Genomic DNA, 19,794 nt, shown 5'->3' with positions numbered 1-19,794 from the left:
GGGCTAGGGAGATGCGGGGACTGGCAGGCAAGACGGCCGTCGTCACCGGCGGCGCGCAGGGACTCGGCGAAGCGATCGTGCGCAGGTTCGCCGAGGAGGGCTGCGACGTATGGCTGCTCGACCGGAGCGAGACGGGCGCGGATACGGCGCAGCGCATCGCAGCCGAGACGGGGCGACCGGTTCGCTTCGAACGGATCGATCTTGCGGACGCCGGGCAGATCGCTGCGCTGGCGGATCGGTGGGCGCGGGACGGCGTGCATCCGGCCGTGCTCGTGAACAACGCGGCTGCGTTCGTGTTCAAGGGCGTCGAAGCGACGCCGGCCGACTGGGACCGGATTCTCGACGTCAACGTAAAGGGGACTTCCGCGCTGACCGGGGCCGTCGTGCCTTTGATGAAGGCGGCCGGGGGCGGCTCGATCGTCAATCTGTCCTCCGTCAGCGGCTTCGTGGGACAGCGGCAGTTCGCCACCTACAACGCCACGAAGTTCGCGCTGCGCGGGCTGACCAAATGCTGGGCGTACGACCTGGCGCCGGATGGCATCCGCGTGAATGCGGTATGTCCCGGTTACATTCGCACCGAGGCTTTCGAAAAGTCCTGCGAGCTGCTCGGCATCGACCCGGCCGAGGAAGATGCGCGCGTCTCGCGGCTTCACATGCTCGGCCGTCAAGGCCGGGCGGAGGAGGTAGCCGGCGCGGTCGCATTTCTCGCATCGGACGACGCCAGCTTCGTAACGGGGAGCGATCTAATGGTGGACGGAGGCTTTACGGCGATATGAGCAACGGCAAATAAATGGTGAAGCAAGGGAAAAAAGTTACTCTACAGGTCTGCGGCCCGTTCTAAATGGTGCCGTAAAGACAGAAAGTTACTCTACAGGTCTGCGGCCCGGTCTAGATGGTGCCGTAAAGACAGAAAGTTACTCTACAGGTCTGCGGCCCGTTCTAAATGGTGCCGTAAGGGAAAAAGTTACTCTACAGCCTCGCGGGGACCGCCGGCTGCGTACCTTCACGCGAAAAAAGCTGTCCCCCGCGCTTACAATGCGGCGGACAGCTTTTTCCATCAACTCAAGCTTGCGGCACCCACTTCGTGATCCGTCCTTCCGGCACCCACTCCACGACGTAGATGGCGCCTTCGCCGTCCACGTGCACCGCGTGCGGGGACACGAACCCGCGCTCCGGCCATTCGGCCGGCGGGATCGCGGGCCATCTGGCGTCCTGCCAGAGCGGGCTCGTCTCGCCGAGCTGCGCGACGACGTTAAATTCGCGATCCGCGACGACGACGCGACTATTGAGATCGGGGATGCAATAATAGTCGCCTGCGCCGACCAGATCGCATGGCAGCATGTAGTCTCCCCCGAACGTGCCGAGGAGCTCGCCGTCCGCCGCATACTGCACGAACCGCCGATGCCTGCGATCGGCAACGTAGACGGTCGTGGCACCGGATTCGGAGCCGTCGACCCACAAGCCGTGCGGCTCGTACAGCTTCCCATCCTCCGCGTCTCCGCGTCCGCCCCAGCTTTGCAGCCAGCGTCCGTCTTTGTCGTAGCGGTGAATCAGATATTCCCCGTAGCCGTCCGCCACGTAGATATCGCCGTTCGGCGCGACGCCGACATCGGTCGGACGATATTTGTCCGGCGTCTCGTAAATGTCGGACAGGGGAGGGACGTCGAGTACCAGCACCTCACGGCCGTCCAGCGTATGCTTGGCGACGCGATGCCTGCGGATGTCCGTTACGTACAAATATTCCGTGCCGTCCGCCCCGCTGGCCAGGCAGAGACCGTGAGCGCCGGCAGCGTATTCTTCGCCCCAAGAGCCGACATATTCGCCGTCCGGCGTAAATATCGCGACCGCATGCCGGCTCATGTTAAACACATAAATTCGTCCTGTCGCATCCTCGGCCAGTCCGTGCGTATACCCGAGGGCGACGCCCTCGGGCAGCTTGGCCCACCCGGAGAGCGGCGAGTAACTCGCCGCCTCCCGGATGCCGTTCTTACGCATATCCGTCATTTTCGATCCGCCTTCCTCATTTTATCGCGCGTTCGTTTTTTTATCGCCGCTCATATTATCGCTTCTTATTCTTATCGTTGCTCGCGCTCGCGGCCTCGTTGCCGCGTCCCGTCGTCTCCGGTCCGCTTCGCGTCTCTTCTCGTCGGCAGCCGCCCGGGCAAGCGCCGGCGCATCCGCTCGGCCTGCACATCGGCTCAGCCCTCCCTGGCGAGCAGCGGGAAACGCGGCCCCGCGATCGGTTGGCCCTTTTCCAGTCCCGCCCCGTCGGTGATGACATGCGCGTCGCCGCTGTAGGTGACGCCGTCCGGCATATAGATGATGGCCAGCACGCGCCTCGGGCGGTCCGTCGAGTTGGCATGCGCGTAGTGGAAGGTCAGGCCGTCGTGGAACGTGCAGCTTCCCGCCTTGAGCGGTACGACGACCGGTTTCTGCGTATCCGCCTGGCCGCCTTCCACGTAGCCGAAAATGTTTTGCGGGTCGGTCAAGTCGATGCCCTTCAATTTGCCCAAGCGGTTCGACTTCGGCACGAAGGCCATGCAGCCGTTGCGTTCGTCCACGTCGTCAAGCGTCAGCCAGATCGACATCATGCCGGGATTTTTTTCGTTTACCGGCCAGTACGGCGTGTCCTGGTGCCAAGGCGTTTCCTTGGAATCGCCCGGCATTTTCCAGAGGCCGTGATCGTGAAATAGACGCATGCCGGACGCGCCGGCCAGCAGTCTCGCCGATTCTGCGAAGCGAGGGTGTGCGGTGTACCGACCCATGCCCGCATGATCGCGCCAGACGTTTACTTTCTGATTGAGCACCCGATAGTACAGACCGCCCTTTTTGTCGGTGTTGACGGCGCGGTCTCCGTCGTTCTGCATCGCTTCCTCCAAATATTCGCGCAGCTCGGCCAGTTCCTCCGGCGTAATCATGTTGTCCACCTGCACGAACCCGTTCTCCCGATAGAAATCGATATGCGCTTGCGTGATCGGCGTTTGTACTTGCGTCTGAGTCGTCATCGCGCTGCAGCCTCCTTGTGATTTGCTGTAGTTCAAGCATAATAGGTAGAGGAGTCGCAGTGGATGGATAGAAGTTCGCCGTATTTGTAAAAAGGTCGGAAAATAAGGAGCGCTTACATGCTTGTCCCGCAGAAAATCGATTACCGCCTGCTGTCGCCCTACGTCCGCTACGTGCACGAGATCGAGATTGCGCCCGGCTCCCGCAACGACGACCGGCATATTTACGATTACGAGTTCATCTTCGTCGTCAGCGGCGAAGGCAGATTGCGGCTCGGCGACCGCGTGCATGCGATGAAGGGCGGCGATCTGTTCTATATCCGGCCGCATCTGAGCAACGCGATGGAGATCGTCGGAGCACAGCCGATGGACTGCTTTGCCGTTCATTTCGATTATATGTACCTGGGAGAGGGACACGAGTTTTCCCCATATGCAGTGTATATGGGGCAGGGCGTGGAGGAGAAGGCGGGACGCCTGCACGAAAGGCCGGCCGTCGAGCCTTCGGAGCTGGACATTCCCGAAGCGATCGCGGTCGGAGACGTGAAGGGCTTCTACGAGACGTTCAAGGAGTTGAACGATTGCTTCAATCGTGCCGGCGTCGGCGCGAGGCTGCGGCTCAAGTCCGCCATGCTGCGGCTGCTCGGGTTAGTATACGAGGAATTGATGACGCGGGAAGGCGTGCGGATCGGGCATCCGCACGCGGATATGGTGCTAGAAGCAATCCAGTACATGGAAGCGCACTACGTGGAGCGGATCGACGCGCAGCTGCTAGCGGGCAGGGCCGGCTTTACGCCCAAGTACTTCGGCACGCTGTTTAAGCAGGCGACTGGCACCACGGTATCGGCCTACCTGCTTCGCTTGCGCATGGAGCGGGCCAAGCAGCTCCTTGCCCAGCGCAAGCTCTCGATCGAGGAGGTGGGCGCTCGCGTGGGCATTGGCGATCTTTATTATTTCAGCAAGCTGTTCAAAAAAACGGAGGGCATGTCCCCAAGCCGGTACGCTTCGTCGATCTCCTGGCCTGCGCAATAGTCTGTCGTGCGCCCCGTCCGAACCGCTCAGGCCGCGAGCTTCTTGGCCAGCGCGGCAGGCTGCTTCTGGGACCAGTTCTGGAGCGCCGTCGTCAGCAGCGGATCGTCGTTTGTCCAGACGCCGCCAGATTGCATGAACTTGCCCTCGCCTGCTTTTCCGGCGATGCGATAGACGTCCGGCGCCTGGCCCTGATCGGCGCGCAGCATGAGCAGGTAGCTCTCCCCCGAGCATAACGGAGAGCTGTCCGGGCCGATCGACTGAACGATGCGGATGTAGCGGGCGGTGCCGCCCTTCAGCCAGTCGCGCACCTCCAGCGTCGTCACGGCCGAGTTGCCGTCCAGCGCATGCGCTTCCGCGATGACGGTTCCGGTCGCGACGGCGTCGGCCGCATTCATCAGGCTCAACAGGCGGGCGGCGTCTCCTTGAACGGCAGGACCGCCCGCGGCATTTTCTTGTCCGTCGGCAGGAAAATCGAGGTGAACGGGAGGCAGCGGCACGATCTGTTCGGCGGGGGACAGGGCAAAGGAAGGCGTCAGCGGACCGTTCAGGAGCAAGCCGCCGGCGATCAGCACGGCTGCGAGCAGGACGGTTCCGAACAGTTTGATCGACATAGGGGCACCACCGTTTCCGAGTTGTCTTTGATCTCTTGACGGAGGCAGCGTGACAAATGTTCCACTTTGACGCAAAGAAACGATCGTTCAATATTTGGAAAAGACGGTTATCGCTAGTTACGCATGAAATTCAAAAATAAGGAGAAGTTGGATTTTCATAGCGGTATCATCTTCGCATGGAATTTGTCGAACATTTCCATTGAACCGGCCTAACGGGTGATATAATAAAAGCCTGAACGGAGGTGCCTCTCCATGACGGCCTGGTTGTTTTTATTCGGCGGATTGCTCTCGCTCTTGGGAGTCGTCTATGCCTATCGCGTGCGGAAGATGCCCGGGGCGCTTCCGCTTTTCGCGCTTTTTGCGCTGACCGGGATCATTATGTTCGCATCCGGCAGGGAGGAGCTGCTGCCGGACCTCGCGGACAAGCTGCTGTGGCGCAACGTCCAGCAGATCGGTTATCTTTACGCCCCGCTCGCCGTCTTATGGCTTGCCTTGACGTATACGCGAGAGGGATCCAGGCTGACCCGCCATACCGTCGTTCTGATGCTTGCCATCCCGACAGCAGGGCTGATTCTCATCTATACCGACACGTTTCATCATCTCATGCGCGTGCAGGTTTACATAAATGAAGCGGGAATGCTTGTCATCCAACGGACGTTGCTGAACCAGGCGGTCTACGGTTTTTCTCTGCTCGTCTCCCTCGTCGGCTTGTACGTCCTCGTTCGCAGCGTATTTTACACGCGCGGCGTACAGCGCAAGCAACTGCTGTATCTGATCGCGGGCATGTATCTGCCGTCGGTATTCGCATTTTTGCGCGGAGCGGGTCTGCTCGGCGTTCAGGGACATACAACCTCGATCGGCATCATCTATTTGCCCGGCCTGCTGATCGTCGGATGGGGCGTGCTGCGCTATCACCTGTTCGATTCGGTTCCCTTCCCGCGCAACCGCCTGTTCGACATGATGAGCGAAGGCATCGTTGTGCTCGATGCGGACGGACGGCTTCAGGATCTGAACGGCGCGGCGAGACGGATGCTCCGGATGGAAGACGGGATGTGGCAGAGAAGGCTTGTCACCGACACGCCGCTGCCTTCGGAGCGTTGGCTTGCGGCGCATCGGAATCGTGTCGAGATTGTATCGTTTGATTTTGCGTTGGGCGAAGGAGAGGACGAACGGCAGTTCACCGCCAAGATCACGCCGATTTTCCATCGGAACCGCGTGCTGCTCGGCTCGCTGTCCGTGCTGACGGACCGTACGGAGGAGCACCGGCGGGAGCTTGCGCTGCGGCGGGCGGCCGTGACCGACGGCTTGACCGGCATTTACAATCGCAACGGCTTCATTGACGAGCTGACGCGCGTGCTCGAGCATGCCCGGGTGCGAGCGGAGCAGCTGTCTTTGCTTGTGCTCGACATCGACAGCTTCAAAAGTGTGAACGACAGGTACGGCCATCTGGCGGGGGATCGTGCGATTCGCGCGTTCGTCGATTCGGTGCGCGCGACCGCAGAGGGAATGGGGCCGTTCGGCCGTATCGGCGGCGAGGAATTTGCGTTGGCGCTGCCCGGACTGGCTGCGGGCGAAGCGTTCGAATGCGCGGAGCGCATTCGTCTCGCGATCGGGAGAATCGAGATCGAGGACGGGCTCGGCGGCACGTTCGGCATCACTGCGAGCATCGGCATCGCGAGCCTTGGACCCGACGATCGATCGTTCGAGTCGCTGTACTCTCGGGCGGACGCCGGCTTGTACGAGGCGAAGCGCTTCGGGCGCAACGCGACGCGCGAAGGCGGTCGGACGACGATGCATGCATAGTCAGGCAATCAAAAAGGAGAATCGGCATCAAGAAGCCGGTCCTCCTTTTTTGTTCCTTTATCGCTCCGTTACGCCATGTACTCGAAAAACAGCGGTGTCCGCACCAACCGCTCGACCTCGCGGGCGTCCGCGGATACGGCGCAAGCGAGGAGAAGCTTCATCAGCGCGGCCTCGGACGAGATGTTGCCGAGCGCGATCCCGCCCGCAGCGGTCAGATGCGACGACGAGGCGTACATATCGCCTTCGGGGCTGCGCATCGGCACAAGATAGACCTCCACCCCGCGCTCGCGGCAGTAGGAGATGAACGAGACGAGGGACCGGCTCTCCGCGCCTTCCCGCGCGTTCGCCGTGCCCGAATGATAGGTGTCGTGCAGCACGGCGCGCGGGCGGCGGGAGTCGAAGTCATACGCACCGTAGTCCAGGCCGGGATACGGCTTGATGTAGAGCACGGCCGGCCAGGCGTCGTCGCGCGCCTGCGGCGCGGGCGGGTTCGGCGGCGCCGGACGTGCGAGCGCGGCGGGGGACGGATTGAGCGGATGCGGATTCGGCTCGAAGCGGCCCTCGCGCATTCGCCCGAAGGGCGCTCCGTACGGCGCGTCGAATTGATCGGTGAACGGCAGCGCCTGCGTGATGCGCGTGCCGAGGTAGACGACCGAATCGCCGCGGTCGTCGCCGAACAGCGCGAAGACGCCGGGCAATGCGGCGTCCGCGATGAAGTCGACCGATGCGGCGAAGTTGGCGAGCCCGTTGCTCCGCGGGTCGTCGAGCGGATAGTTGGCGGCCGTCAGCACGACCGGGAACGGCGCGTCGCAGCACAAGTAGGACAGCATGGCCGACGAAAAAGAAAGCGTATCGGAGCCGTGCGTGACGATGATGCCCGCGTATCCGGCCCCATACGCGGCGCGAACCGCTGCGGCAAGCGTAACCCAGTCGGACGGCACGAGGTTTTCGCTGAGCAGGTTGCAGGGCTGCGCGGTGTCGAATTCGATCCCGCGCGTTCCGGCGAATTGGGCATACTGCTCCATAAGGAAGTAGGAGCCCGACGCATCGACGTCGATGCCGCGCGCGCCGCGCCGGCTGCCGATCGTGCCGCCGGTGAAGAGGACGAGTATTTTATCGGACGAGTTTACTGGCAAGGGGACAGACTTCCTTTCGTTTATCTTATCGCGCAGGCCGTGTTGCGCAGGTCGTTCCCTCGCGGCGTCGGTTCAGCCTCTCGGTCAGCTCGGTCAGAAGCTGTCCCAAATATCCGCCAGCGGAATGTCCGCGCGCGCCATCACTTCGTCGGCCGCTCCGTAGTACATGCGGACCGTGTCGCCATCGAGGATCGCGCCGCAGGAGAACACGACCTTGCCGAAGAAGCCGTTCACCTCGTAGTCGGCTTCCGGCGCCAGAATCGGCACGCGGGAGCGGGCCAGCACCCGTGCCGGATCCTCAAGGTCGAGCAGGGCCGCGCCCATGCAGTACCGGCTGTCGGCATCGGCGCCGTGGTACAGCGCCAGCCAGCCGCGATCGGTCTTGATCGGCACCGCGCCGCCGCCGATGCGGCCGCCGTCCCAGTGGCCGGGCCGCAGCCCCATCAGATACCGGTGGCCGCCCCAATGGAGCAGGTCGGGCGATTCCGCGACCCACATCTCTGGCGCGCCGATCGACTTCGGCACGGGACGGTGCAGCATATAGTATTTGCCGTTAATCCGCTCCGGAAAAAACATCGCGTCTTTATTTTCCGGCGGCAGGATCATGCCGAGCCGTTCGTAGGCGACGAAATCCCGGGTCACCGCCAGCCCGACGCCGACGCCCCGGGAGCTGACCGCGCTGTAAGTAATATAATATTGATCGCCCATCTGCGTGATCCGCGGGTCCTCAATGCCCCAGGCTTCGTCCTCGCCGGTCGGGAACAGCGCGGGCTGCTCGTCGACGACGAACCGCACGCCGTCCCGGCTGCGGGCGACGCGCAGATGAGACATCGAAGTCAGGTAGGCGTAGGAGCCGTCGTATCCTTTGATCACGCGCGAGTCGGAAAAATCGTAATTCGAATCGTCCGCCGTCAATCGAACGAGCTGCAGCTCGCCGTCATTCTCGCCCAGCATAGGCACCAGCACGGCGCCAGATTCCGGCTGCAGCGGCATCTCGGCTACGCGAAGCAGCAAGATGACTTCGTCCCCTAGCTCGGCGACGCCCGCATTAAAAGCGCCGACGACCTGGAAATCGGGACGGGAAGGCTTGACATGACCGACGGTCACGACGGGACCGTCCGCCATACGAAGGACTGCCATTTGACGCTCACCCCGTTTGCATCTTATTCTAACCCCATACTACTTTACAAGTACCCAATCTCCAAGCGATGGCCTCCCGATCGGGCCGAGCCGGCGCGGGAGGTGGCGGAGATCGAGGGATTCGATTCGATGGAACCAATGAACGCGCGAAGCGCGGAGATCGTCGAGGTGTGCCTGCTGGCCGGCAAGATCATGCTGGAGAACGGCGGGGAAACGTACCGCGTGGAGGACACGATGATCCGGATCGCGTCCGCCTACGGCGCGGAGGGTCCGCAAAGCTTCGTAATGCCGACGGGAATCATGTTCGCCATCGAGGGCTCGGAGTCGGCGACGCGGCTCGTCCGCATCTCGCAGCGGTCGACCAACCTGAACAAGGTGACCGAGGTGAACGACATCTCCAGGCGCATCGCAGGCGGCCATCTGCGGCCGGAGGAAGCCTGCAGGCTGCTTAAGGAAGTCCAGCGCGGCACGCCCGTCTACCCGCTGGGCGTCCAGCTCGTGCTGGCGGCGCTCGCAAGCGGCTGCTTTCTCATCCTGTACCAGGGCACCTGGGCGGACATGCCGGCGGCTATGCTCTGCGGCGGAACGGGCTTCTGGCTGCTCGGACGGGTGGCGAAGCTCAGCTCGATCCGCCTGTTCGGGGAGCTCATCGCCGCTCTCGCCGTCGGCCTGCTGTCCTATCTGGTCGTGCGGCTCGGCATCGGCCAGCAGCACAGCACGATTATGATCGCGTCCGTCATGCCGCTCGTGCCCGGGCTGCTCATCACAAACGCGGTTCGCGATTTAATGGCGGGGCATCTCGTATCGGGCATTTCGAAGGGGGCGGAGGCGTTTCTGACGGCCTTCGCCATCGGCGCAGGCATCGGCATCGCGCTGACGCTGAACGGATAAGGGGGCAGGCGGATCATGATCGCAGATTACATCTCTCAATCCGTGGCGAGCTTCGTCGGGACGGCGTGCTTCGGCGTCATCTTCCAGATTCCGAAGCGGAGCCTCATGCAATGCGGCCTGACGGGCATGGTCGGCTGGCTGGTGTATTACGGCCTGGACCAGGGCAGCGCCGGACCGATCGCGGCGACCTGGGCGTCCGCCGTGCTCATCGGCCTCATTGCCCATTATCAGGCGATCCGCTTCAAGGTGCCGGTCACCGTATTCAGCGTATCCGGCATCATCCCGCTCGTGCCGGGCGGCATGGCGTACGACGCGATGCTGCGGGTCGTGCAGAACGACTACATGTCCGCGGTCGAGCTGGGTGCCAAGGCGTTTATGCTGTCCGGGGCGATCGCGGTCGGGCTCGTGTTCTCCGAGGTCGTCAACCAACTGGTGAAAAGGGCGCGGGCGGGGATGTCGCGAGCGGGCGGCTGAAGCTTCGATAGACAGCGAAGCCTGTTTCCTGTGGGCGGATGACGAAGACGCGCGTTCGCGAGCTGAGTTGTGCGACAAGATCGTGTAACTCCGGGGTAAACGCTGCTTGGCAGCGGAGTTGTGCGGTAAAACCGTACAACTCCAGCCACTCCAGACATTCCCGCCCCCCGCCACTCGCCACGCCCGTTCAGTCCGCCGCGCCGTCAGCAAACCGGATCTCGTGGCTGCAACCGCTCGCCGCAAACGCGAGCAGGCGAGCGCCTTCCACGCCGAGCGCTTCGCGGTCATCTGCCGACAGCGGGGCGAACGGCTCGACGAGCAGCAGCGCTTCGCCGCCACGCCGCCGCAGCTCCCACTTGCCGGCGACGAAGCCGTCCAGCAGGAAGACGGGGCGCACGAGCCCGTTGGCGGTGAAGACGCGCCGCTTGTGCGCCTCGCTCAGGATGCGGGAGCGGTCCGCGTAGGCGAGCAGCATCTGGTCGAATTCGCCGAGGAAGCGCGGCGGACTTGGGGCGCTCCCGTTCGGACGGGGAGCCTCCGGCAAGTCGAAAAGTTCGGTTCCCTGCTCGTCGCGGAATCGGACAAGCCGACTGCCGAGACGCCCGACGGCAGCCTGCAGCTTCGTGAGACCCGACCAAATCTGCATATCCTTGACCGACGCCGGCCCGAAGGCGGACAGATAGCGCACGACGAGCGCCTCGTCCGTGTAGTCTGCCATACGCTGCCCACCTGTCCACGCTTCGAGCGGCGTATGCAGCGCTTGCCCGCTGCGGCCCCACAGGCCGCGGGGCGGCGTCTGCACGAGCGGCACGCGCGCCCGCACCGCGGCCGCGAGCGCCTCGGGCTCGCGGTCCGGCCAGCGCTCGGCCAGCCGCGCGCCCAGCTCCGCGAAACTCAGCGGCCGCTCGGCTGTCCATTCGCGCCCCAAGGCGGCGATCGCGTCCATATCTACGCCGGCGAGCCGCTTGCCGAAGGCGCCGGCCAGGCCGCGGTCCTGCACGGGCCGGAGCAGCGGCCGCAGCGCCAGGGCGTCTCTGGCAGAAACGAGGTGGAGCGTGGCCCGCATCAAGGCGAGCCGCACCGCCTCGCGTCCCTGGAGCAGACCCTCGAGCTCGGCGGGATCGAAGGCTTCGAGCCGCGTCCAGAGCGCGTAATACGGCGCCGTCGGCGACTGCGCCTGAAGACCGCATAGCCGCTCGAGCGCTTCGAGCGCGGTCATGCGCGCCGGCCGAAGGAGCAGCTGCCTGGCCAACAACGCCCGATTCAACGCGCGGCGGTCGAGCGTGGGGACAACCGCTCGGCCGATATTTGGCGAAGTCGGGTCCATCGGGCTTTCGTCCATGCGAATCGTCCTCCTTGGCGAGGCGTTCCGCCTCATCGCTTACTCCAAGAATAACGCCAGCTCTCTGACAGCAGTCTGTCAGGAAGGAATGCCGTATCGCGCTTTCGTTTCGCGTCGTTGCCATTGCCGCACCTTTAGCCTTTAATACGGGAGTCGGATCTCGACGCGAGTTCCCTGGCCCAGTGCGCTCTTGTAGCGGATCGTGCCCCGGTGTCCCGCCAAAATCTGCTGGCTGACCATGAGGCCGAGGCCGTGCCCCGACGCTTTGTTGGAGTAAAACGGTTCGCCGAGATGTTTGAGCTCCTCTTCGGAAATGCCGAAGCCCTCGTCCTCGATGACGATCAGGATGCTGTCTTCCTCAGTCGGATCGGAGCGGACTGCCATCCCGGACATCGCCTCCGCATCGGCCGACGTGATCCCCGTCTCGCGCGCCGCCGCGGCCTCCGTTTCCGCAGCGCTTCCGCGAGCCGCAGCGCCCTCGTCGATCGAGGCCCTCCCGCTGATCGTATCGCCCGCGCCAGCCGCATTGCCTTCGCCGGTCTCGGCTTCTTCGCCCGCAGCCTCTCCGTGCCGCTCCGCCCAGATGCCGATGCGCAGCGTGCCGCCGTCCGGCATCGCCTCCATCCCGTTTTTGAGCACGTTCAGGAACACTTGCTTCAGCTGGTTGGGCTCGCCGTTTAACGAGGGGAGCTCGCCCGCTTCGCGCAGCTCGAATTGCACGTTGTTCATGATCGCCTGCGCTTCGAGCAGGGCGACCGTCTCCCTCATGATGGCGCGAATGTCGATGAGCTGGAAGCGGATCGCCTGCGGCTTGGACAGGACGAGGAATTCGCCGACGATGAAGTTGATCCGGTCGAGCTCGGACAGCATCGTCTCCAGATGCACAGGAGTGATGCGGCCGGTCTTCTGCTGGAGTTGAACGAATCCTCGCAGCGTCGTGAGCGGGTTGCGAATCTCGTGCGCAACGCCGGCGGCGAGCTGGCCGACCATCGACAGCTTCTCCGTGCGTCTTAGCATTTCCTCGGTCGCCTTGCGCTCGGTAATGTTCCGCGAGATGGAGGCGATGCCGACGATCTCGCCATGCTCGTCGCGCACGGGCGACACGGTGATGCTGACGTCGATCCGCGAGCCGTCCTTGCGGTAGCGGACCGTCTCGCAGTCGGCAACCGAGCCGCCTTTGACGACTTTCCGCAGGATGCGAGCGTCGTCCTCCCGGAGTTCCTCGGGCACCTCTGGCAGTCTGCGGCCCAGCGCTTCCGCGGCGCTCCAGCCGTACATTTTCTCAAACGCGGCATTCACCTGCATCAGGTTCCCGAGCGGGTCGGCGACATGGATGGCGTCCGAGCTGTGATGCACGAACGACTCGAGATACTGCTTGGTGCTCCGCAGCTCCGCCGCCGTGTCTCTCAAGCGGCTCGTATAGGTGCTGAGATTGCTCGCCATCGTATTGACGCGTTCGGACAGCCGGCCGAGCTCGTCGTTGCTGGCGACGGACAGCGGCTCGTCGAAGCTGCCTTCGGCCACGGCGTTGACCTTGTGCAGAATCTGCTGCACCGGACGGATCATCAGGCCCGACAGCCAATAGCTGGTCAAGACGGTGGCGGCCAGCAGAGCGAGGCCGATGACGCCGCTCAGCAGCAGCTGCCGGTGAAGGTCGCCGCTGATCGCGGCGCGGTCGAAGCTTACGGTAACGATATAATCCCGGTCTCCGTGAATCGGGATATAACTTTTGAGCAGCCGTTTGCCGCCGGCGCTGCTGTTCGCGGTCACCGTTTCGCCCGTGGTGATGGCGGTATTCACGTGCTCGACGTCGGCTTCGTCCTTGAAGGCGTAGGTGCCGAACACAATGTCGCGTACGTCCAGATTGTAGACGGGCTTTCCTTTTTTTATTTTGATAATCGGCGCTTTCCCGAAGAAGGCGGGATCGATGCCGGTGATCTCCACGAGATCGGCGTTGTCCTGCAGCAGCCGCTTGATGAGCTTCTCGGTACCGACGGAATCCTTGAAGTCGACCAGGACGTCTCCCCGCATGAACGGATTGATCATATAGTTCGTCGTGCCGTCGTAGTAGTCGCCCCACTTCAGGATGAGGTCTGGATCCGAGGTGGCGAAGTTGAACGGGCCCGACCAGAAGTTCGGCAAGGCGCGGCCGAAGCCGACGTCGACCGGCTGAAGCGCGAACAGCTGCTGAAACGCTGTGTACCAGTAATCCATCGTATTGGAACCGAGATTGATCTCTCCGGGCTTCGAGGACTTCTTGACGACGATGTCGTTCGGCGTCCGCACCCAAAGCGAGATCCCCTCCAACTGAAGCTCCTCGGACAGCTTGACGAGCTGTTCGTTCGTCACATTTTCGATATCGGGATCCAGCGAGCTGCGAATCGCGATCGAGGCGGCAAGCAGCTTTTCCTCCTGGGCCCTCTCCAGCCGTTCGAGCTCGTCTTCGTACGATTTGATGGACTCGCCGATCTGCTTCGAGATGATGTCCATGCGGTCGATCGCCGACTTTTGCATGCCGGCCTTGGACCAGAAGTAAGTGATCGACAGGTTCAGCGTGAGGATCGCCGCGACGAGAAGAGACAGGAAGACGGTAAGTTTAAGCTTTATGGACAAGGCGGAAAGCCTCCTAATAGTATGGGGACTGGACACGGGTGACTGGTTTGGATGACTGCGCGAAAGCCGGTTTTTATAAATTCTGTGCGCTCGCCCATAATCCTGCCATGTGGCGTCAGCTAAATGATGTAAAGCGCTTCTTTGCATAAAAGTATAAGCGTTTAAATTTTAGGGATTGAATTTTCATAAGGAGTTACGATAAAATGGTTGCATAAAAGTTAAAGCGTTTAAACTTTAGCGATGCTTGCGGCATGCAGCGGGCGCAGGGATCTCTTTCGAAAAAGAAAAGGAGCGCGTCACCGTGAAAATCAGCATCTTCGACGTCGCCAAAAAGTCGGGACTGTCCGTCGTCACCGTATCCCGCGTCATTAACAACGCGCCGTCGGTCAGGGAGAAAAACAGGGAAAAGGTGCTCCAGGCGATGAAGGAGCTCGGCTACCATCCGAGCGCCGCGGCGCGCAGCCTGGCCAGAGGACGGACGGGCGTCATCGGCCTTACCTTGGCGACGCTCCAAGACTCGTTTTTCGATGCGGTCGTCAAGGAGATCGGCGACCGGCTGGCCGAGCAGGGCTACTTCCTCGCGCTGTCCGTCGAGACGGGCGCGGGCGGAGGCGCGGGCAGGCTGCTGTTCGAGGAGGACCGCGTGGACGGCGTCATCGTGCTGTCGCCGATGCAGGAGGACGGCTACGAGCTCGAGCTGCTCCAAAAGCGCATCCCGTACATTTTGCTGGACAATCAGCAGCCGTCGCCTTCGGCGCCGTCGGTCGTCGTGAACAACTTCAAAGGCGGCTACGAGGCAACGCGGCATCTGATCGGCCTTGGGCATCGCAAGATCGCGCATATCGCCGGACCGCGCACGTTTTTAAGCAGCCGGGATCGGGAGCGCGGATTTATGCAGGCGCTCGCGGAGGCGGGACTTGCGCCCTGGAGCGTCGAGCCCGGCGAGTTCAACATCGACTCGGGCTACCGGATCGCGGAGGCTTGGATCGCGGCAGGCAGCCTGCCGGAGGCCGTGTTCGCGGCGGACGACCATATCGCGCTTGGTGTCGTCGACGCGTGCAAGAACGCGGGACTTCGCGTGCCGAGGGACCTGTCGGTCGTCGGCTTCGACGACCAGGTGCTCGCTTCGGCGCTGCGTCCCGCGCTGACGACGGTCCGCCAGCCGGCGGACAAGATCGGGCGCCGGGGCGTAGAGCTGCTGCTCGCGGCGATCGAGGGGCAGCAGCGGCGACATGTGACGGTACAGATCGATCCGGAGCTGATCGTCAGGGATTCGACGGCGGCGGCCAACCACGCAGGGAACGAATAGCGGGAGGAGAGACGAGGATGAAATATTATTTGGGCGTCGACGGCGGCGGGTCCAAGACGTATGCGCTCGTCGCGGACGAGCGGGGACGGGTCGTTGGGAAAGGCAAGAGCGGCAACGGCAATCATCAGATCGACCGGGAAGTCGCGCGGCGCAGCATCGGGGAAGCGACGGCGATGGCGCTTGCCGATGCGGGCATCTCGCGGGAGCAGGTGGTGTTAGCCTGCTTCGGCTTGGCCGGCGCGGACCGCGAGGCGGACTTCCGGATCCTTCGTCCGATGATCGCCGAGCTTGGCTTCGCGCGGCACGAGATTTACTGCGACACGATTATCGCGATGCGCGCCGGCACGACCCGGCCGTACGGCGTCGTGCTCATCTGCGGCAGCGGCACCAACGGCGCGGGACGCAATCCCGCCGGGGAGAGCCTTCAGGTCGGCGGCTTCACGTATATGACGGGCGATTTCGGCGGCGGGATGGCGCTGGCCATTGAAGCATTCCGCACGGTCATCCGCGCCTGGGACGGCCGCGAGGCGGAGACGGCGCTCACGCCGCTCGTGCTGGCGGAGACGGGCTATTCAACGGTCGAGGAGATGTTCCACGATTACCTCGACCGCGACCTGCGTCCGCCGCTTCGACTCGCGAAGCTGCTGTTCGAGGCGGCCGAAGACGGAGATGCAGCCGCGCAGGCGATCTTGCGGAAGCAGGGCGACGAGCTCGGCAGGCAGGCGGCTGCGATTATACGCAGGCTTGGCATGTCGGACGACACGTTCGACGTCGTCATGGCCGGCAGCATCCTGACGCGCGGCAAGGGCGACTTCGTGCATGCCGAGATTCGGCGGGCAGTGGCCGCCGCGGCGCCGAACGCTGCCGTCGTGAAGCTGGCGGTCGAACCCGTCGTCGGCGCGCTGTGGATGGCGTTCGAGGCGGACGGCCCGCTTCCTGAGACGGCGCGCGAGACGCTGAAGGACGCGGCGGAATTTGAAGCGATCTGATCTATTGACCAGGAGGGTGATAAGCATGGCGCAAGGACTGAAGGTGGCCGTCATCGGCGGCGGTTCCTCGTATACGCCGGAGATTGTGGAAGGCTTCATTAACCGGTACGATCGGCTTCCGATCCGGGAGTTGTGGCTCGTCGATATCGAAGCGGGTTGGCACAAGCTCGAGATCGTGGGGGCGCTCGCGAAGCGTATGGTCGAAAAGTCGGGCCTGCCGATCAGCGTGCACCTGACGCTGAACCGGCGCGAGGCGATCGAAGGTGCGGACTTCGTCTCGACGCAGATGCGCGTCGGCTTGCTCGAAGCCCGCAAGTCGGACGAGCACATCCCGAATCTGCACGGCGTCATCGGCCAGGAGACGACCGGCCCCGGCGGCATGATGAAGGCGCTGCGCACGATTCCCGCCTTGCTCGACATTTGCAGGGACATCGAAGAGCTGGCTCCGAACGCCTGGCTGCTCAACTTTACGAATCCGGCCGGCATGGTGACCGAGGCGATCCGCCGCTACTCCAATGTCCGCAGCATCGGATTGTGCAACGCGCCGATCGGTCTCACCAAATGGCTGACCGCCAAATACGATACGACGCCGTCCCGCATTTACACGGAGTTCGTCGGGCTCAACCACCTGCACTGGGTGACGCGCATCGAGGTCGACGGCGTCGACCGGCTGCCCGAGCTGCTCGACAAGCGTCAGGAATACAGCGGCAAAAACGTGCCTGCATCCGAATGGGACCCGGATTTCCTCCGCTCATTGGGCGGGTTTCCTTCGTACTACCTCAAATACTTTTACATGACGGACGTCATGCTCGAGGAGCAGCTGGCGTCGCTGAAGAGCGGCGGCACTCGCGCCGAAGTCGTGAAGAAGGTCGAGGACGAGCTGTTCGAGCTGTACAAGGATCCGAACCTGCAGGAGAAGCCGAAGCAGCTGGAACAGCGCGGCGGCGCCTATTACTCCGAGGCGGCGGTCAACCTGATGGAGTCTCTCTACGGCGACAAACGCGATATTCAGACGCTGAACGTGCCGAACGGCAACACGCTCGATTTTCTCCCGCCGGACGCCTGCATCGAGGTGAACTGCGTCGTGACCGGCCAGGGACCGCTGGCGCTGCCGGTGACCCGGGTGCCGGAGCAGGCGAAGGGGCTCATCCACGCCGTGAAGACATACGAACGGCTCACGATCCGCGCGGCCGTGGAAGGCGACCGGGATGTAGCGCTGCAGGCGATGGCGGCGCATCCGCTTGTGCCGTCCGTGCGCGTGGCAAAGCAGCTGCTGGACGAGATGCTGGAGAAGAATCGTCCGTATTTGCCTGCGTTTTTCTAAAAGATTGATGGTGCAAGAGCCTCCTGTCGCAGCCAAGTCTGCGCAGGAGGCTTTTTCGTGCGCGCCGACGACAAACGTAACTTTGTGCCCTCAATGCCGCACGATTTTAGGTTTTCGGAAGAGAGCGGTTCTTTTACCATTTATTAATGAAAGCACTTACATTTGACGGAGAGAAAGGAGGGATAGCGCAGGACAAGGCGGATGGCAAGCGGCTAGGCGTATTTATTTTCATAAGGAGGGAACGACATTGATTAAAAAGTGGTTGGCTTCTTTGGCAGGACTCATGTGCCTGGCGATCGTCGCGACGGCGATGCCCGCATTTGCGGCTAACGGTCCGGTGGTGTGGGGCACGTCCTCGACCGTTACGAACATCAGTACTTTCACGGACGCCGGCACGGACGCGCGCGGTCTGCATCCGGGCACGTTCGGCGCCGAATACCCCCGCATGGTCAAGCTGGCGAACGGCACGTGGCTAGCGGTCGCCGCCATTTACGACAACAACGGATATACCAAAGTATCCTGGGGCGGCACCCGGCTGCAGGTGTTCCGCAGCACGGACAACTGTCGGACGTGGACGCTCGCCGCCACGCTGTGGGAGGACGGCCGCGATCTGGACAACGGCCAGCTGCTCCAACTGCCGAACGGCGATATTCTGCTCGCCATGCGCTCGGTCCGCTGGCAGGAATCGTATCAGCTTCGCGTGTACAAGAGCACCGACGGCGGTACGGGCTGGAGCTACCTGAGCACGATCGATCAAAATAACGGCGCGCCCGGCGCGCTGGGCAATCCCGACAAGGGCGTGTACGAGCCGCACATGCAGCTGCTGGACAACGGCTCAGTCGCCGTCATGTACGCGAACGAAAAGCACGTGACGGAGAGTCCGTCCTACAGCCAGATCATTTCCGAAAAAATCTCGACGAACGGCGGCGCATCCTGGGGCAGCGAGATTTACGTAGCCTGGGACCCCTCGAACGCAGGCGCGCGTCCCGGCATGCCCGTGTGGACGAAGATGACGAACGGGCAGTACATCGTCTCCTACGAGGTATGCGGCACGCAAAACTGCCGGATCTTCACCAAGAAAAGCGCGGACGGGACGACCTGGGCCAGCGGCATCGGCACGATGGTATCTACGAACCAGCAAGGCGGGCCTTACCTGCTGTCGCTGGCCGACGGAAGACTTGTGCTCACCTCCAACTCCAACGTCCTGTCGCTGAGCAACGATTTCGGCAATACCTGGTACAACAACGACGTCCCCGCCTTCGGCAATACGCTGTGGGGCGCGCTCTACCAGACGGGGACGAACGAGATCGCGATGATCGACTCCGTCGACCGCAGCGTGGGCGGGCATAACATTCAGGTCCGGTTCGGCGCACTGACAGGCTCCTACGCCAACGATTTCGCGGCCAACGACAACGGCTGGGTCAAATACGGCGGCACCTGGAACGTGGGCGGCGGCACGTATAACGTGACGTCCGCCAATGCCGACAAAGCGCTGCTGACGCCGTATCCGTCGAAGGCAAGCTATACGCTGGAAGGCGACATCAAGCTCAACAACGCCGGTCAGGCCAGCCTCGTTTTTAACGTGACCAATCCGGGCACCGGCCCCGACGCCCAGTCGGGTTATGCGGCGGGCATCAATTCGGACGGCGTCATCTTCCTGGGCCGCTTCAACAACAATTGGACGGCGCTGCAGACGCTTAATACGGCGATCGCGACCAACACATGGTACCACATGAAGGTGACCGTGAACGCCGGCACCATCCGCGTCTACGTGGGCGACATGGCGACACCGAAGCTCACCGCGACGGATTCGACCTTCACCGCCGGCACGATCGGCGTGCGCGGCGGCTTCAACAACAGCGTCAGCTTCGACAATATCAATCTGTACTGATTGGCCGGATTAAAGAACCTTCCGGGCATTCGAGCAAAGCCGTTCCCAGGCGCTTCGGGCCTGGGAACGGCTTTTTGGCCTGGGGGAGGGCATCGAACGCAGGAGTAACACGGAAAAACCGTGCAATTCCCGTAGCAGGTGCCGCCCGGAAGCAAAATTACACGGAAAAACCGTACAACTCCCATAGTAAGTGCAACCGGTAGCGGAGTTACACGGAAAAACCGTGCAACTCCATGCCGA

General features: G+C 62.7%; 16 protein-coding genes. 9 read left to right on the top strand and 7 right to left on the bottom strand.

Annotation, left to right across the window (positions count from 1 at the left end; translation table 11 throughout):
* The first annotated feature begins 11 nt into the window (after positions 1-11).
* Positions 12-776 carry an SDR family NAD(P)-dependent oxidoreductase gene (locus tag KVT38_RS17925; protein ID WP_217595112.1) on the top strand — a complete coding sequence of 255 codons (765 nt, stop codon included), beginning with the start codon at positions 12-14 and terminating at the stop codon, positions 774-776.
* Positions 777-1,062: 286 nt separating this feature from the next.
* Here the strand turns inward: KVT38_RS17925 and KVT38_RS17920 are convergent, their stop codons facing one another.
* Both KVT38_RS17920 and KVT38_RS17915 read right to left on the bottom strand, forming a co-directional pair.
* The gene (locus KVT38_RS17920) at positions 1,063-2,004 is read right to left on the bottom strand and encodes an NHL repeat-containing protein (protein ID WP_217595111.1); all 942 of its coding nucleotides are present in this window, start codon (positions 2,002-2,004) and stop codon (positions 1,063-1,065) included.
* A 194-nt stretch (positions 2,005-2,198) separates the two neighbouring features.
* A complete protein-coding gene (locus KVT38_RS17915; RefSeq protein ID WP_217595110.1) occupies positions 2,199-3,005 on the bottom strand; it encodes a phytanoyl-CoA dioxygenase family protein in 807 nt (268 codons plus the stop codon).
* A 117-nt stretch (positions 3,006-3,122) separates the two neighbouring features.
* On the opposite strand from KVT38_RS17915, the gene KVT38_RS17910 reads away from it, so the two are divergent.
* Positions 3,123-4,031 carry an AraC family transcriptional regulator gene (locus KVT38_RS17910; protein ID WP_217595109.1) on the top strand — a complete coding sequence of 303 codons (909 nt, stop codon included), beginning with the start codon at positions 3,123-3,125 and terminating at the stop codon, positions 4,029-4,031.
* Between the two features lie 26 nt (positions 4,032-4,057).
* Here KVT38_RS17910 and KVT38_RS17905 read toward each other — a convergent pair whose 3' ends face one another.
* Positions 4,058-4,642, bottom strand: a complete 585-nt coding sequence (locus KVT38_RS17905; protein ID WP_217595108.1) for a hypothetical protein — start codon at positions 4,640-4,642, stop codon at positions 4,058-4,060.
* 252 nt (positions 4,643-4,894) lie between these two features.
* On the opposite strand from KVT38_RS17905, the gene KVT38_RS17900 reads away from it, so the two are divergent.
* A complete protein-coding gene (locus KVT38_RS17900; protein WP_217595107.1) occupies positions 4,895-6,445 on the top strand; it encodes a histidine kinase N-terminal 7TM domain-containing diguanylate cyclase in 1,551 nt (516 codons plus the stop codon).
* Positions 6,446-6,513: 68 nt separating this feature from the next.
* Here KVT38_RS17900 and KVT38_RS17895 read toward each other — a convergent pair whose 3' ends face one another.
* Both KVT38_RS17895 and KVT38_RS17890 read right to left on the bottom strand, forming a co-directional pair.
* Positions 6,514-7,581, bottom strand: coding sequence for an asparaginase (locus KVT38_RS17895; RefSeq protein ID WP_217595106.1), 1,068 nt, complete (start codon positions 7,579-7,581; stop codon positions 6,514-6,516).
* Between the two features lie 93 nt (positions 7,582-7,674).
* A complete protein-coding gene (locus tag KVT38_RS17890) occupies positions 7,675-8,721 on the bottom strand; it encodes a glycoside hydrolase family 130 protein (protein WP_217595105.1) in 1,047 nt (348 codons plus the stop codon).
* Between the two features lie 129 nt (positions 8,722-8,850).
* Between KVT38_RS17890 and KVT38_RS17885 the strand changes: the two genes are divergently transcribed.
* Both KVT38_RS17885 and KVT38_RS17880 read left to right on the top strand, forming a co-directional pair.
* Positions 8,851-9,612 carry a threonine/serine exporter family protein gene (locus KVT38_RS17885; RefSeq protein ID WP_254639319.1) on the top strand — a complete coding sequence of 254 codons (762 nt, stop codon included), beginning with the start codon at positions 8,851-8,853 and terminating at the stop codon, positions 9,610-9,612.
* Between the two features lie 15 nt (positions 9,613-9,627).
* A complete protein-coding gene (locus KVT38_RS17880) occupies positions 9,628-10,086 on the top strand; it encodes a threonine/serine exporter family protein (protein ID WP_217595104.1) in 459 nt (152 codons plus the stop codon).
* Positions 10,087-10,273: 187 nt separating this feature from the next.
* Here the strand turns inward: KVT38_RS17880 and KVT38_RS17875 are convergent, their stop codons facing one another.
* Positions 10,274-11,428, bottom strand: a complete 1,155-nt coding sequence (locus KVT38_RS17875) for a winged helix DNA-binding domain-containing protein (RefSeq protein ID WP_254639318.1) — start codon at positions 11,426-11,428, stop codon at positions 10,274-10,276.
* Between the two features lie 141 nt (positions 11,429-11,569).
* A complete protein-coding gene (locus KVT38_RS17870) occupies positions 11,570-14,041 on the bottom strand; it encodes a PAS domain S-box protein (protein WP_217595103.1) in 2,472 nt (823 codons plus the stop codon).
* Positions 14,042-14,342: 301 nt separating this feature from the next.
* Here KVT38_RS17870 and KVT38_RS17865 point away from each other — a divergent pair, with 301 nt between their 5' ends.
* The 4 genes from KVT38_RS17865 to KVT38_RS17850 all read left to right on the top strand — a co-directional run bounded on the left by KVT38_RS17865 (position 14,343) and on the right by KVT38_RS17850 (position 19,554).
* Positions 14,343-15,350 carry a LacI family DNA-binding transcriptional regulator gene (locus KVT38_RS17865; protein ID WP_217595102.1) on the top strand — a complete coding sequence of 336 codons (1,008 nt, stop codon included), beginning with the start codon at positions 14,343-14,345 and terminating at the stop codon, positions 15,348-15,350.
* A 17-nt stretch (positions 15,351-15,367) separates the two neighbouring features.
* Positions 15,368-16,339 (top strand): N-acetylglucosamine kinase, encoded by a 972-nt coding sequence (locus tag KVT38_RS17860; protein ID WP_217595101.1) that lies wholly within the window; start codon positions 15,368-15,370, stop codon positions 16,337-16,339.
* Between the two features lie 25 nt (positions 16,340-16,364).
* Entirely contained in the window at positions 16,365-17,663 is a 1,299-nt protein-coding gene (locus KVT38_RS17855) for a 6-phospho-beta-glucosidase (protein WP_217595100.1), read from the top strand.
* 247 nt (positions 17,664-17,910) lie between these two features.
* Positions 17,911-19,554: a 3-keto-alpha-glucoside-1,2-lyase-like domain-containing protein gene (locus KVT38_RS17850; protein WP_254639317.1), complete on the top strand. Its 1,644-nt coding sequence runs from the start codon at positions 17,911-17,913 to the stop codon at positions 19,552-19,554.
* Positions 19,555-19,794: the final 240 nt, after the last annotated feature.

The sequence above is a fragment of the Cohnella sp. GbtcB17 genome (genome assembly GCF_019091135.1).
Taxonomy (GTDB): Bacteria; Bacillota; Bacilli; order Paenibacillales; family Paenibacillaceae; genus Cohnella.
This window is presented reverse-complemented; position numbering and strand designations above follow the sequence as displayed.

Bases quoted from the DNA above. Each gene is read 5' to 3' on its own strand.
- KVT38_RS17855 (WP_217595100.1), top strand. From the start codon at position 16,365: ATGGCGCAAGGACTGAAGGTGGCCGTCATCGGCGGCGGTTCCTCGTAT.
- KVT38_RS17915 (WP_217595110.1), bottom strand. From the start codon at position 3,005: ATGACGACTCAGACGCAAGTACAAACGCCGATCACGCAAGCGCATATC.
- KVT38_RS17885 (WP_254639319.1), top strand. From the start codon at position 8,851: ATGGAACCAATGAACGCGCGAAGCGCGGAGATCGTCGAGGTGTGCCTG.
- KVT38_RS17880 (WP_217595104.1), top strand. From the start codon at position 9,628: ATGATCGCAGATTACATCTCTCAATCCGTGGCGAGCTTCGTCGGGACG.
- KVT38_RS17860 (WP_217595101.1), top strand. From the start codon at position 15,368: ATGAAATATTATTTGGGCGTCGACGGCGGCGGGTCCAAGACGTATGCG.
- KVT38_RS17890 (WP_217595105.1), bottom strand. From the start codon at position 8,721: ATGGCAGTCCTTCGTATGGCGGACGGTCCCGTCGTGACCGTCGGTCAT.
- KVT38_RS17875 (WP_254639318.1), bottom strand. From the start codon at position 11,428: ATGGACGAAAGCCCGATGGACCCGACTTCGCCAAATATCGGCCGAGCG.
- KVT38_RS17910 (WP_217595109.1), top strand. From the start codon at position 3,123: ATGCTTGTCCCGCAGAAAATCGATTACCGCCTGCTGTCGCCCTACGTC.
- KVT38_RS17920 (WP_217595111.1), bottom strand. From the start codon at position 2,004: ATGACGGATATGCGTAAGAACGGCATCCGGGAGGCGGCGAGTTACTCG.
- KVT38_RS17905 (WP_217595108.1), bottom strand. From the start codon at position 4,642: ATGTCGATCAAACTGTTCGGAACCGTCCTGCTCGCAGCCGTGCTGATC.
- KVT38_RS17900 (WP_217595107.1), top strand. From the start codon at position 4,895: ATGACGGCCTGGTTGTTTTTATTCGGCGGATTGCTCTCGCTCTTGGGA.
- KVT38_RS17925 (WP_217595112.1), top strand. From the start codon at position 12: ATGCGGGGACTGGCAGGCAAGACGGCCGTCGTCACCGGCGGCGCGCAG.